A 14,034-nucleotide genomic window follows, 5' to 3' on the forward strand; every position below is an offset into this window, starting at 1 on the left:
AGTTTTTTTCCTTTTTGCATGCTAACCAAAAAGGGTTCTATCATCCTTCTTGTCATATAAGTAGCTTGACGCGGGCATTCAGTTTTCTTTATAATTTTCTTTGTGAAAGAACAAAAATGCTTATTTGTAACCATAGCTGGCTTACCAAATGCTGGGAAGTCTACATTAATTAACAGCATCATAGGCAAGAAAATTGCAATTGTCACCCCTAAAGTGCAAACAACAAGGACGCAAATAAGGGGTGTTGCAACATGCAACAACACACAAATTGTCTTTACTGACTCCCCAGGAATTTTCTCAGCAGAAACAAAACTTGAAAAAGCTTTAGTCAAATCTGCATGGTCGGCAGTTAAGGATAGTGACATCACTTTGTTGCTTGTTGATGTAAGCAATTATTTGAAAAATATAGAAAGAATTAAGACTATATTTATGCGGCTGCAGCGCACAAAAGGCAGATGCATTTTGGTTATCAATAAAACTGATTTGGTAAAAAGGCCTGAATTAAAGATGGCGCATGAGCATCTGAATTTGCTTTATAAATTTGAAAAGGTTTTTATGATATCAGCATTAAAGAATGATGGACTTTCTGATTTGATGAATTACTTATCTGAAGTTGCATCGGTGAGCCCCTGGTTTTATGAAGAAGATCAAATAACCGATTCCTCGACAAATTTTTTATCAGCAGAAATTACGAGAGAAAAATTATTCTTGAACTTGCGTGAAGAATTGCCATACTCTACAGCTGTTATAACTGAACAATTTGAGGAAAAAAAAGATAAGAGTTTAGTCATCAAACAGATCATATTTGTGTTGAAAGATAGTCATAAAAAAATAGTACTAGGAAAAGATGGCAGTAATATTAAAAAAATTAATATCGAAGCGCGTGCTGAACTAGAAAAATTATTTGAGTGCAAGGTACACCTCTTTTTATTTGTGAAAGTGCGACCTTGGATCGACCGTCCGGAGGAGTATATAGGCAATGCTTAATTCTTTATTGGTATTTGATATTGAAACTATACCAAATGTAAATTCCTGCAAAAATTTACTCAATATTAGTGATGATAGTAGTGTAGAAGAGAAGAGGGATGCATTAACAAAATATCATCTTGAAATAACAAACGGGCAAAACTCTTTTCTGCGTCAGCCTTTTCACCTTGTTGTAGTTATTAGTTTTTTACTTTGCAATATAAGCTACCAGAGTGGTTATGAGGTGTTCACACTGCAAGAAATAAGATCTGGAGGCACACTAAATTCCAGTGAAAAGGAGCTAGTGAAAGGATTTTTTAACTACATATCAGAGAAAAAGCCAAGATTAGTTTCGTTCAACGGACGCACTTTTGATATACCAGTGCTGAAGTATCGTGCTATGGTCCATGGCATTCAAGCAGAATATTTTCATAAAGCTGGCGATAAGTGGAATAGTTACAATCAGAGATATAGCAGTGATTGGCATTGTGATTTGCTTGAATCCCTCTCTGATTTTGGAGCTTCTGCGAGAGTAAAAATGAACGAAGTTTGTGCAGCATTTAATCTTCCTGGTAAGATTGGAGTTGATGGGTCACAAGTTATGGACTTATACGATAGCGGCAAGATACAAGAGATTCGAGATTATTGTGAAACAGATGTAATTAACACTTATTTGATTTACTTAAGGTTCATGCATCATCAGGGAAGGATTACTACTGAAAGCTACAACAAAAGTGTGGAAGAGCTGCTTTTAGAGTGCGAAAAAAAAGAATACCTAAAGAAATTTAAAGAAGAATGGGAAAGAACTTGTGGTGGAAAAATTTTACTTCCATAGAATAAATAGTCGAGTTATAATGCACTAACAAGCGAACCTCTGTACTAAATTTTGGTTAATATACACGTTGAGCATATTAAGAAAGTTGCTTTTAAGGTATTGCATTTTACTTTTATTTTCGTTATAAGGTTGCTTTAAGTTGAATTTTCAACATTTTTATACTATTTACATTTAAGATATGATTTCGAAATTTTTTGGGGGCACTTCATGAAAAAGTCTATGTATACTAGAACTGCTCTAGTTTCTTTATTAACTTTATGTTCTTTCAGCAGTTTTGCAGCTGACTTTCCTGATGAGAGTATGAAGGAAATAAAAAAGCAAGAGAGCACAAAAACTTCTGGAAAAACAGAAGTTATGAAAACATCAAATAAAAAACTGAAAGAAAAGATGGACAGAATATGTAATGCTGATCCAAGAAAAAAAGCTGAAGAGCTTAAGAAAAAGGAAGAGATGAGATTAGCAGCCGAGCAAAAGAAAAAAGAGGAGATCAGGCTAGCAAATGAGAAAAAAGCAAAGCTTATAGAGGATTCAAAAGCGAAAGCTCTAAACGCTAAGAATTCTAATATAGAAAAAGGTAAAGTTTCAAAAACTAAGCGTTCTAAAACTAAGAATGCTAAAGTTGAAGCTAAAGATGTAAAGAAGGATATAAAAGTTGTTAACAAAAATACAGAGGAAAAAGGTAAGGCAAGTCCTGTTGTTTCAGTTGGTGGAGTTGATATTATCGATACCAATCAAGGGCAAAGTAATTTAAGAATAACTTTTGGTGGTGTTGTTGATGCTCAAGGTTATGGCAAAGCTGGACCAAGTGGCGCAGATTATAAACGTTATAACGTTATGCCAAACAGATCTACAGAGTATTATAATGCCACTCCAGATATAACAAAAGGAGCAAATCCAATATTCTATGAAGGAATAGGAAATATTGGTGATTACAGCAACGATATGGGTATGATTGCTGATGCAATATTGCACCTCAGAGCAGAAAATAAGAATGAAGATTTAGGTCTTCTTTATGGTGCTGACGTGCAGTTTCATGTCCCAGTGACCGAAGGTAAGGGAGCTTCACAGGGTGTTTATGCTGCAAAAGGCAGAAGTGCGCATGTGTTTGTTAACTCAAAATATGGTGACGTGAAGCTTGGTTACCAATTTGGTCCTGAGGCTCTGATGAGGCTTGATGCAACAAGAATTGCGACTGTTGACGGAGCTGCAGATAGTGACTGGTTCAGAAAAGTGAACTTAGAAGGAAGCGCTGCTAGCTTTCCATTTTATGTAACACCACGTCTTTACACTGAAAGTTTTTCGAGTGAAAGTGAAAAATTCTCTTTCCGTATGGCAGGGAAATATAACAAAGGCGTTATGACTACACTGCCATTTAGAGTTGCTTACTACTCACCAAATTATATGGGCGCAAGATTTGGTATCAGCTACTCACCTCGTTATGATAGTGGTTTGTTTACTGTAAAAGAAACAGTTTCAGAAGATAAAGGCGGTAAGATAGAACATAAGGAAACGATAAACCATGTCGGCCCAGACTATGAGCACATAGTAAGTGCTGGTGCATCATATGAATATGACTTTGATAAACATAACATAAAAGTTAAAACTTCTGCAGTTGGTGAATATGGCTTTCCAAAGCAACCAAGTAAAGATAAGCATCTTTATAAGGAATTTGTGGAGTATAATGACCTGATGGGTGTTAATTTTGGTGTAAGCGCTGATTATAAGATTAATGAAGATCAAGGCGTAAAGTTTGCTGCCTCTTTTGCATACTTGGGCAAATCTGGTCAACCGAAGGGTATTAAAAAATTAATTGGTGATACCTATACGGAAATTGATAGTAAAGATGCTACTGATGGCAAAAGAGTGGAAGGGCTGAAAGCTCAATTTGGTAAAGATAGTATAGATACCATGTATTGGACTGTAGGAGCTGGGTATCAACATGAGAATATCTACACAAGTTTGACGTATTTTGGCAGCAGAATGAATGACAAAGATATGCTTCATGATGGTGCACTTGGCGTTCAATATGATCTGTCTCCTGCATGCAGTAAGAACAAATTTGTTCCTTACGCAGCTCTCCATTATTTTATGACTAACGAAACAGGTAAGCTGAAAGATGAGTCTGATGCTGATGTACCTTCTAACCAAGGAATTCTCCTTCTTACTGGTGTGAAGTTTTCTTTCTAACCAGCCAGTACACACCACAGTTAACTGTGGTGTATTCTTGTCTGTTAGTGTTTATTTGTCGATCAAATAAACATATGGTGTCCTCTCTCCTGTCATCCCAGTGCGTGACACACAACTGTACGAACATTGTGATTTGAGGACACTCCACCAAGAAGGATGTCATCCCAGTGCCCAGACACTGGGATCCAGCTTTCCATGCAACTTCATCAAAAGCGTTTATTCAGCATAAGATCAGCCACTTTTTATGCTCACCAAATCAGTTTGCTTACTTACAAGCAAAATTTCCTGGATTCCAGTGTCAAGCACTGGAATGACACCCTATGGTCACCGGAATAACGCTTTATGGCTACTTATACCAATTCTCATTATTAGTGAATCAAATAAGCGATATTGTAGAGTTATTTAATTGTGGAGTGAGAAAGAAAGGCAATAGTATGGCTTTTTTTCCATTGTTATCTATCCGTTTATTGTGCAGTGGGAATTGGTATTAGATGATGAGAAAAGAACACACTGCCCTTATTCTACTGGCCGTATAGCTACTTTCAAATTTAATCAATTAAGCAGGAGGCCCCTATGCAAACCACACTAAAAAATCATTTAGCTGGAGAATTACTTACCACTGCTACGTGCTGGAAATTAAAGCTCGCAGGTGGAGAAGTAATGGGATTCACTGACTATGATGAAGACTTAAATATTGATAATATACTCTATAAATCTTCAAGTGGATTTACAGCCAGTAGTATAATATTAAACAGCGATTTAAAGACTGATAATTTGGAAATTGAGGGAATATTAAATAGTGTTGATATCAAAGAAAAAGATGTTTTATCAGGAAAGTACGACTTTGCAAATATTGAGATATTTCTTGTGAATTATAAAGACTTGAACCAGGGAACAATGAATCTACATTCAGGAATTTTTGGTAAAGTGACATTAAGTAGTGGAAGATTTATTGCTGAAATTAGAGGGCTCTCAGCAAAGCTTGAGAGAAGCATAGCAGAATTATACTCTCCTGCATGCAGAGCACAATTTTGCGATGATAAATGTAAAGCCGATACTAAAAAATTTAGTAAAATAAGTACAATCACTAAAGTAATAGATGAAAGAAGATTTGAAGACACGAATTTAACTGAGAGTGATGAATATTATAAGCACGGAGTAGTAAAATTCTTTGGCTAAATAGCGTTTGAAGGTGTAGTAAAAGAATATAAAAATAAAGTAGTTACGTTGTTTACTTCGCCTCCATACCAAATTTTTGCTGGAGATAAATATTCAATACTCGCAGGTTGCGATAAAACATTTCCAACTTGCAGAAGCAAGTTTAACAATACTGTGAATTTTCGTGGTGAACCCTATATACCAGGTTTTTATATTGTTTAGCAGTACAATTTTCAATATTATGAATAAGCATGGAAAGGTGGCTGAGTGGTCTAAAGCACACGCTTGGAAAGCGTGCACATATGAAAATATGTCGGGGGTTCGAATCCCCCCTTTTCCGTATGTTACTTCTAGAATAGTATAAAACCCCCGGTCGCGCACACAACTGTACGAACATTGTAATATGGTACAATGTTACAACTATGCGGTGGTAATTTACGATAAATTCATGTAGCCATTTCAAATTTAGCCATACCAATGTCAGTAAATTGATTAAGCAAATAACACTTGAGTAGCAGTTCCTTCCCACGATTAATTTCAGATTTGTTCCGAAAATTAAACCCGAATGTTTGTTTCAGTCGCGAGAAAAAACTTTCTACATAAGATCTTTTTCCGTAGTTTGTTTGCCTTTTCCACCTCTTCATTCCATCTTCGCTGTATGACTTTATTAGTCTAATTGCAGCATTTCTCTCTGCCATACTTTGGATGCTCTGCTGCATTGTTTTTTTGGAGGAATTTTTGTCTTTATGCCGCATTCATCACACAATTTATAGAGTTTATGTCTGTCATATGCTCTGTCTGCATATAGTGCTTTTATGGCATGCTGAAAATTAACTCCTTTAAGTAAATCGCAAGCTCCATAGTGATCAGACCGTTACTGTATTCTGCAGCTATGGCTTTTTTGCTGTTTATATTCAACATTACATGCAATTTTCTTGTCTGTTCATAGCCACGATATTTTCTGTCAGCGCTATTTTCCTTGCTGTGTGTTGTTATAAATGCTGATGCTTGTGCTATCTATGGCAATTTCGATATCTTCCATATTATTTTTATCAATTCTGCAATCATTGATCTTAATATTAAGTTTTTTTTGAAGCTTGCGAATAGCTGATAACTGCCAAATCTCTTCCTATTTGTTGCAAATATCCTTTTATAAACCCGACTGTTTGTCTTAAGCCAATTCTAAAAAGATTAACGATTATATGCACTAAAATCACAACTTTATCACTATAAATATATTTGCCGCCCTGCATTTTTGGACTATTTTCATACCAATTTTCGATAGCTTTATCGATGTAACGAAAAATATTTCCTCTTTTTTCTAGAAATTTGTTATATTCATGGCAGTTACTAACTCTCATTTTTTGTGGCATATTTTTCCTTAAGCGGTTAAATGGCTATTTTATAATGAATTTTGTCAGTAGCCACCAGATTTTTTCAGTTGCGATGCAACAGAGCCATCCCAGTGTCAAGCACTGGGATGACAGGAAAAGAGGCTATTTGGATGACATCTTTCTTCTTGGTATAAATTACTTTTATATCTCAATGTTCGTACAGCTATGCACGTTGCCGCATAGTGGATGAGGTGTACTACCTCTAAGAGTATACATTATCTCACATAATAATATAATATTTCGTTCATAAATCAACGTTTTTAACATGCAGCAAGAACATTTCCGTTGTAATTAAGGTTCTTAAGATGTATATTAATGAATCTTGTTTTCAATAAATAATGAAAGTAATAATTGTCATGATAATGTTATTGTGTAGCAGTTACACAATGGCAAGCGAGAGAATAAGTCTAGTGGATAAAAAACTATCTCAAGGATATGTAGCTCCAGTGCTTACAGAAAATAGCGTTATTTTATCAGACAAGCACGGCGCTTTATATTCCTTTGATATTGATAACTCAAAGGCTATGAATTGGAAATTACACCTCTCACACAGAAAAAAAATTAGTAACATGAGCCTATTGCGTCACAGAGGAAACGTTTTCTTTATAGTGGATAACGTTCTACACACAATAGATGCAAAAACCGGCGAGATTCAGTGGGAAAAAGAATTGAGAGCTCCAGTAAGAGGGAAAGCAGCAGTAATAAACAATAAATTGGTAGTATTGACTATTGATAATTATCTGTACGTGTTTGATATAAAAGATGGCAGCTTCGTTTGGACTTATCAAAACGGCATCAATGAGGTTCGAGGTTTGTATTCCATATCGCCAGCAATTTCTAATGATAAAATAATAGCACCATTTTCAAATGGTGAGTTAATAGCTTTTAATGAAGACGGTAAAAAATTGTGGAGCCAAAAATTGGCTACAAACCTTTTGGATACACAGCTCACAGATGTAACTACTACACCGAGAGTGCTTGGCGATACTTTAATAGCTACAAATAATTCTTATATTTATGGTATTGACGTAAAATCAGGAAATATTTTATGGTCAAAGTCACTGCAAGTAAAAAGTGTATCAGACATTGAGTCATATTATAGTCCTCTTATTCCTGCAGAGAAACAAAAAAAAGGCGGAAGAATTTTTATAGTTACTAAAGATGATAAAATAATTGGCCTGGATATAAAAAATGGAGAAATAGTCTGGGCATCTGATTTAATAGAAAATACGCAACTATTTGCTCCAATTATGCATGCCCATACACTGTGGGTGACAAGCAATAAAAGTTCAATGTTTGCTTTTCCGGGATCTGAAAGTGCAGGAAAGGTAGTCAAAGTACCTGGTAATGTGTTTCACACTCCAGTGTTTACTCGCAATAAGATATATGTAACAACTGAGAAGAATGGTGTTTATTCTTTAGAAAATAGGTTTGTTTTTTATGACTGATTATGATTTAATTGTTATAGGTGGTGGCCCAGGAGGCTATAAGTGTGCTATCGCTGCTGCAAAACTTGGATTGAAAGTTGCCTGTATAGATAAAAATAGCATTTTTGGTGGCACATGCCTCAGAGTTGGGTGCATACCCTCCAAAGCATTGCTCCATTCTTCCTATCAGTATGCTCACACGAAAAATGATCTGTCGAAGCTTGGCATAAAAATTAAGGACGCAAGTTTCGATTTAAAAGAAATGCTAGGCTATAAGGATGCCAGAGTTCAGGAACTTGGAAAAGGTATAGAATATCTGTTTAACCTTCATAAAATCACTAAAATCAATGGGCTTGCTTCTTTTGACCAAGGTAATCTTGAAGTTTCAGTTGAAGGTAAGGTGCTGAAGACAAAAAATATAGTAATTGCAACCGGTTCTGACGTTATTTCTTTGCCAGGAATTAATATCGATGAGAAAGACATTATTTCTTCCACCGGTGCACTATCTTTAACTGAAGTACCAAAAAAACTTGTCGTAATCGGAGCTGGGGCAATAGGGCTTGAAATGTCTTCTGTATGGAGGAGGCTAGGGTCTGAAGTCACTGTAGTAGAATTTTTTGACAGAATCGCTGCAGCAATGGATGGAGAATTAAGTAAGTCTCTACTTTCTAGTCTACAAAAACAAGGAATAAAATTTTTACTTAGCACTAAAGTTGAGGAGATAAAACAAAGTAGTAATTCTTTGAGTGTGAAAGTTTGCTCTGTAAAAGATAATCAAACAAACACTATAGAGGCGGATAAGGTATTGGTGGCAGCAGGACGCAAACCATGCACTGAGAATCTTGGTATTGATGAAAAAATAGAAAAAGATAATCGCGGTTTCGTTCAAGTTAACAACAGATATGAAACTAATGTGAAAGGAATATTTGCTATTGGTGATGTGATCGGTGGAGCAATGCTTGCTCATAAAGCAGAGGAAGAAGGAGTGGCAGTTGCAGAGATAATAGCAGGACAGTCACCTCACGTTGATTATGGAATCATACCATCTGTCATTTACACTCACCCTGCGGTTTCTTCGATTGGTAAAACCGAAGAGGAACTCAAAAATGCTGGCCGTAAGTACAAAGTTGGTAAATGTCAATTTGCTGCAAACGGCAGAGCAAAAATCACTGATGATGCTGAAGGATTCGTGAAAGTGCTGACTTGTAGCAGGGCAGATACAATACTAGGTGTGCATATCATAGGAGCATACGCTGACACGCTAATCAACGAAGCAGCGGTTGCAATGGCATATGGTGCAGCAGCAGAGGATATATACAGAATTTGTCACTCTCATCCTGATATAAATGAAGCCTTTCGAGATGCGTGCATCGATGCTTTCTTTAAAAAATAATTGTGGACCTCGGTTCAATCATTGAAAAATGGTATGAGTGGCTGAGGTGCAACAGATCTTATTCACCAAACACTTTAGAGTCATACATGAGGGACTTGAAGGATCTTATAAGTTTCCTAAATACTCACATTGGTGGAGAAGTAAATGTTGGTACTCTGAAAAATTTAAGCATACCTGAGTTAAGAAGTTGGCTTACCTCTCGTTACGCAAGAGGTGTGAATGCAAGATCTAACACTCGAGCACTCTCAGTAATCAGAAATTTCTTCAAGTACATAAAAAATAACCACAATATAGACAATGAAGCTGTATTTTCCTTATCAAGGCCAATTCAGAGAAGAACTCTGCCCAAAGCATTATCAATACCTAATATAAAAACTTTATTGAAAGAAATGAAACTATCCGATCTGGGCGAATCTTGGGTGGTAAAAAGAGAAATTGCGATTATCGTCCTGCTATATAGTACAGGCTTAAGAATCAGTGAAGCGTTGAACCTTAGGGTTAGTGATATTAACAATGAAAGTTTAATAGTAACAGGTAAGGGAGATAAACAAAGGCAGGTATTCATTCTTCCGGTAGTAAAAAAATGTATACAGGAATATGTAAAAGCCTGTCCTTATCTTGGCATTAATGATGAAGCACAATATCTTTTTTTGGGAGTAAGAGGAAAAAAATTGGGAAGAACTTATGTGGCCAATCGTTTGCAAAAAATAAGGAGAATGTTAAATTTACCAGAAATTTTATCTCCACATGCATTTCGCCATAGTTTTGCTACTCATTTGCTTCAGGAAGATATTGACATAAGATCAATACAACAACTGCTTGGTCACTCAAGCCTGGAAACTACTCAAATTTACACTCACCTCAATTATCAAGATGTTTTTAACATGTACAAAAATTTTCAGCAGGGCCTGGAGAAGAAATCAAAACTTTAACTTCGTTCTAAACCACCAAGCTGAGTGCTTTCAACATCACTAAGTATTGTGTTTGCTTTATATAAATTACAACATCCTAATAAAAAAAAAGCCAGTGCAACTGCTGTAAAGAAAGCACTTATTATCCCTGGATAATCTTCTATTACTAAACATGCAACAACAGTATATACTCCAAGCAATATAAAACATGCAGAAGCGTAGTTGCTTAGTTTTCTACCAGAAGAAATTGCTTGCGAGGATTTTTCGTTTTTATTACTACGGAGCAGTCTATTTTCTGATAAAAGCCTATCTCTTTCTTCCCTTACTTGTTTCAAATCTCTTTTTAATCGTGAAATTTCGACAGTGTCGCTTGCTCTTCCACACACAATTCTATTAAGTCGAGTTACTTCACTATTTAGATCATTGATTTTTGTTTTTTGAGCCGATTTTTCCTGCCTTAAATCTTCTTCTAACTGTGAAATTTTGTCAATGCCTCTCGTTCTTTCGCGTACGACCCTATCCAGCTCTCGTTCTTTTTCTATGAGTTGAGCTTTCGTTCTTTCAAGTTCACCTTTAAGTTCTTGTATAACTTGCTCAGAACCTACCGGTATATCATTCGTACTTGCCAAAGGTTGTAATGTATTTGCAGGAAATTTTTCATTTAGATAATTTACAATAGACTCGATTGGATTATTAACATTTCTCCATGCAGCAATAATAATTGCATAATTCATGAAGTCATTATCTTCTACTAATTTTTTTACATCATCTAAATCTTTTTTATTAATAGTACCGGTTAATCGCTCTGTAATAGCTTGTTCAATTGTTTGCTTTAATTGTGCATACTGCTCGTAACTAAAATCTAGGTCTTTATGTTTTAAAAGTTTTGTCAATACTTCTTTTTCATCTTCTGTTATCGTTCGTAAACATAATCGAATAATTAAGCTAAGTGGTGTTTTTATTCTTCCATCTTGGGTTCTTCTCCAGCAATTAGGATGAAGCTCTTGATTCAATAGTGTTTTCGCTTGGCAAATATTTCCGCTAGAAAGAGCAGCTAATAATTCTTTTCCTTTCTGTGCTTTTTGTATTTCTATTATCAAATGCCCAGCACGATTTTGTCTAGCACATTCCTCAGGATTTTGATGGTTTTTATTGGTTAGATAAGTGTTTATGTTTGGATGACTTAGTAAGAGTTGTAAAGTTTTCTTTTGTTGAAAGCACATTGCTAGATGCAAAACTGTATTGTTATTATTTTGTTCAGAAATATTAACATCTATGCTCCGGTGCAGTAGGAGCAACCTAATCATATTCTGATATTCTTTTTCTGTTTCAGAGCCTGCAGACAAATTAGTAACTATGGACATCAAAGGTGTCATGCCTTCTTTATCAAACGCATTAACATCCGCACCCTCTGCCAGAGCTTCTTTAAAATCTTCTAGGTTTCCATCATCAATAGCCTTAAATAACAGCAATGTAACCATTTCCTTTAGCACAGGTTGCTGCCTATCATAGACACGGGCCCTAGCAATAATCATTAAAGGTGTCATGCCCTTCTCATCACGTGCATAAACATCCGCACCTTCTTTTATAGCTTGTTTAAAATTTTCTAGGTTTTTATCACCAATAGCTTTAAATAACTGTTTTGTAGTGAGCAATTTAGTCATTTCCTTTAACGTAGTTTTTTGCTTATCACTGCTAACAGCACAGGCACTCTTATTAGATAAAACATTCACTAACTTATCCTTTATAGACTCCAAAGGTCTCATGTTCTTCTCATCACGTGCATAAACATCCGCACCTTCTTCTATAGCCTGTCTAAAATCTTCTAGATTTTCATCATCAATAGCTTTAAATAACTTTTGTGTCGGTGCATCTAGAGTTCTCTGATATCTGTAACCATTAGTATTTGTCCTATTCTCTCCATAAAGCATATTAAACCCATCTAATAATTTACTAACATAATTATGTAAAAAAAAAGGAAAATTGCAAGCAATTTATCTATAGCTAACCCAAGAAAGGTGTCATACCGCCACGGTATCTCAGCATAGATTCCGCTAACAAGTAGCGGAATGACGAATTTTTGTTTTTAAAATTATCGGTAAACTTAAGTCACTTTAGCTATAAAATCCTAGAATTAACTACGACTCCAAAAACTTTTCTGCATCAAGCGCAGCCATGCATCCTGTTCCTGCTGCAACTACTGCTTGACGATATACCTTATCTTGAACATCACCTGCAGCAAACACTCCTGCCCTACTAGTTAAAGTTGTTCCAGGTTTTGTAATGATGTAACCCTGCTCATCCATTTCAACAAAGCCTTTAAAAATACCCGTATTTGGTGCATGCCCAATTGCAATGAACACTCCATCGACTTTCAATTCTTGAGCTTCCGTTGATTTAACTATAATACCAGTAACTTTCTTCGGATTTTCTTCTCCAAGAATCTGCTCTACGGTATGGTTCCACATTACTTTTATTTTATCATTTTTAAAGAGTCTATCTTGCATTACTTTTTCCGCTCTTAATTTATCACGCCTGTGTATTAATATCACTTCTTTGGCAAATCGAGTTAAAAATATTGCTTCTTCAACAGCAGTGTTTCCACCACCAATCACAGCTACAACTTTATTCCTAAAAAATGCACCATCGCAAGTCGCACAAGCTGAAACCCCATAACCCTGAAATTTCTTTTCACTTTCTAAACCAAGCCACTTCGCTTGCGCACCGGATGCAATTATAATTGCATCTGAATAGTAGTCATTAGTATTACCAGAAGATCTAAATCTATACTCATTAAAATCCTCAAGTTGTTCAACGCTTTTTATCTCATCATCTATTATTTTTGCTCCAACCTTTTCTGCATGCAACCTCATTTGCTCCATTAGTTCTGGACCCTGTATTGAAACAAAACCAGGATAGTTTTCAACATCTGTAGTAATTGTAAGCTGACCACCAGGCTGCATTCCCGTTACTACAATTGGCTCTAAGTTTGCACGTGCTGCATATATAGCGGCAGCATAACCCGCTGCCCCAGATCCAATAATAAGAACTTTTGTACTAAATTTATAATTCTTCACTGTATGAGTTTAGATAATCAGCTACTCCTTCATCGCTTGCCTGCATTGCTGGCTTACCTTTCTTCCACCCTGCTGGACATACTTCACCATGCTCCTCATTATGTTTAATTGCATCAACGATTCTAACGAATTCATCGATATTACGCCCTAAAGGCAAATCATTTATCGATTGATGACGTACAATAAATTTATCATCAATAACGAAAGTTGCTCTCAGCGCAATTGAGTCATCATATAAGACCCCATAGTCTCTTGATATAGACTTTTTGATATCAGACACTAAAGTGTAGCTAATCTCTCCAATACCACCATCATTAACTGGAGTGTTTCGCCATTTATAATGTGAAAATTTTGAATCTACACTTATTCCTATCACTTCAACACCACGCTTTGCAAACTCATTTATTCTATTATTGAGCGATATCAATTCAGTTGGGCAAACAAAAGTAAAATCAAGTGGATAGAAAAAAAGGACAGCATACTTATTTTTTATGCGCTTACTCAGACAGAAATCATCAACAATTTCTCCGCCGGAGAGAACAGCTGGAGCAGTAAAATCGATAGCAGATTTTGTTACAAGATTCATAATTGACCTATTCTTTTAAAACAACTCTAATTTTACATCTTGATAAACTTATATGCAAGTTTTCTTTAGTTTTAGTCCTATAAAAACTTCCTCAAGTAGC

Annotated in this window: 12 protein-coding genes, 1 tRNA gene and 1 pseudogene; 8 read left to right on the forward strand and 6 right to left on the reverse strand. The window is 35.7% G+C overall.

The annotated features are described in order from the left end of the window. Positions 1–102: 102 nt before the first annotated feature. From era to AAGD50_RS05475, 5 genes and pseudogenes are all read left to right on the forward strand, one after another. A complete protein-coding gene (gene era / locus AAGD50_RS05455) occupies positions 103–987 on the forward strand; it encodes a GTPase Era (protein WP_010082484.1) in 885 nt (294 codons plus the stop codon). Next, positions 980–1,801 carry a 3'-5' exonuclease gene (locus AAGD50_RS05460; RefSeq protein ID WP_264724016.1) on the forward strand — a complete coding sequence of 274 codons (822 nt, stop codon included), beginning with the start codon at positions 980–982 and terminating at the stop codon, positions 1,799–1,801. Before era ends, AAGD50_RS05460 begins: the two co-directional genes overlap by 8 nt. A gap of 207 nt (positions 1,802–2,008) precedes the next feature. Beyond that, positions 2,009–3,988, forward strand: coding sequence for a porin (locus AAGD50_RS05465; protein ID WP_341810025.1), 1,980 nt, complete (start codon positions 2,009–2,011; stop codon positions 3,986–3,988). A gap of 573 nt (positions 3,989–4,561) precedes the next feature. Further along, positions 4,562–5,368: pseudogene (locus tag AAGD50_RS05470) on the forward strand (DUF2163 domain-containing protein). A gap of 31 nt (positions 5,369–5,399) precedes the next feature. Then, positions 5,400–5,486, forward strand: a tRNA-Ser gene (locus tag AAGD50_RS05475). 106 nt (positions 5,487–5,592) lie between these two features. Here AAGD50_RS05475 and AAGD50_RS05480 read toward each other — a convergent pair. The 3 genes from AAGD50_RS05480 to AAGD50_RS05490 form a co-directional block, all read right to left on the reverse strand. Next, positions 5,593–5,844 (reverse strand): hypothetical protein, encoded by a 252-nt coding sequence (locus AAGD50_RS05480; RefSeq protein ID WP_022626339.1) that lies wholly within the window; start codon positions 5,842–5,844, stop codon positions 5,593–5,595. Further along, the gene (locus AAGD50_RS05485) at positions 5,814–5,963 is read right to left on the reverse strand and encodes a hypothetical protein (protein WP_285520262.1); all 150 of its coding nucleotides are present in this window, start codon (positions 5,961–5,963) and stop codon (positions 5,814–5,816) included. Before AAGD50_RS05485 ends, AAGD50_RS05480 begins: the two co-directional genes overlap by 31 nt. A gap of 262 nt (positions 5,964–6,225) precedes the next feature. After that, positions 6,226–6,519 (reverse strand): transposase, encoded by a 294-nt coding sequence (locus AAGD50_RS05490; RefSeq protein WP_341810026.1) that lies wholly within the window; start codon positions 6,517–6,519, stop codon positions 6,226–6,228. 359 nt (positions 6,520–6,878) lie between these two features. Here AAGD50_RS05490 and AAGD50_RS05495 point away from each other — a divergent pair, with 359 nt between their 5' ends. From AAGD50_RS05495 to AAGD50_RS05505, 3 genes are read left to right on the forward strand one after another with little or no spacing between them, the layout of a single operon-like run. After that, positions 6,879–7,988: a PQQ-binding-like beta-propeller repeat protein gene (locus AAGD50_RS05495; RefSeq protein ID WP_264724014.1), complete on the forward strand. Its 1,110-nt coding sequence runs from the start codon at positions 6,879–6,881 to the stop codon at positions 7,986–7,988. Beyond that, positions 7,981–9,360 carry a dihydrolipoyl dehydrogenase gene (gene lpdA / locus AAGD50_RS05500; RefSeq protein ID WP_155969057.1) on the forward strand — a complete coding sequence of 460 codons (1,380 nt, stop codon included), beginning with the start codon at positions 7,981–7,983 and terminating at the stop codon, positions 9,358–9,360. Before AAGD50_RS05495 ends, lpdA begins: the two co-directional genes overlap by 8 nt. 2 nt (positions 9,361–9,362) lie before the next feature. Then, complete coding sequence (locus AAGD50_RS05505) at positions 9,363–10,292, forward strand: tyrosine recombinase XerC (RefSeq protein WP_264724013.1); 930 nt, start codon at positions 9,363–9,365, stop codon at positions 10,290–10,292. On the opposite strand, the gene AAGD50_RS05510 is transcribed toward AAGD50_RS05505, so the two are convergent. The 3 genes from AAGD50_RS05510 to AAGD50_RS05520 all read right to left on the reverse strand — a co-directional run bounded on the left by AAGD50_RS05510 (position 10,289) and on the right by AAGD50_RS05520 (position 13,934). Continuing rightward, on the reverse strand, positions 10,289–12,202 hold the full coding sequence (locus AAGD50_RS05510) for an ankyrin repeat domain-containing protein (RefSeq protein ID WP_265024446.1): 1,914 nt from the start codon (positions 12,200–12,202) through the stop codon (positions 10,289–10,291). The genes AAGD50_RS05505 and AAGD50_RS05510 overlap by 4 nt on opposite strands. Before the next feature lie 207 nt (positions 12,203–12,409). Then, positions 12,410–13,348: a thioredoxin-disulfide reductase gene (gene trxB / locus AAGD50_RS05515; RefSeq protein ID WP_155969061.1), complete on the reverse strand. Its 939-nt coding sequence runs from the start codon at positions 13,346–13,348 to the stop codon at positions 12,410–12,412. Next, on the reverse strand, positions 13,335–13,934 hold the full coding sequence (locus tag AAGD50_RS05520) for a peroxiredoxin (protein ID WP_155969063.1): 600 nt from the start codon (positions 13,932–13,934) through the stop codon (positions 13,335–13,337). Before AAGD50_RS05520 ends, trxB begins: the two co-directional genes overlap by 14 nt. Positions 13,935–14,034: the final 100 nt, after the last annotated feature.

Source organism: Wolbachia endosymbiont (group A) of Apotomis capreana (genome assembly GCF_964027025.1).
In the GTDB taxonomy this organism is placed as follows: Bacteria; Pseudomonadota; Alphaproteobacteria; order Rickettsiales; family Anaplasmataceae; genus Wolbachia; species Wolbachia pipientis.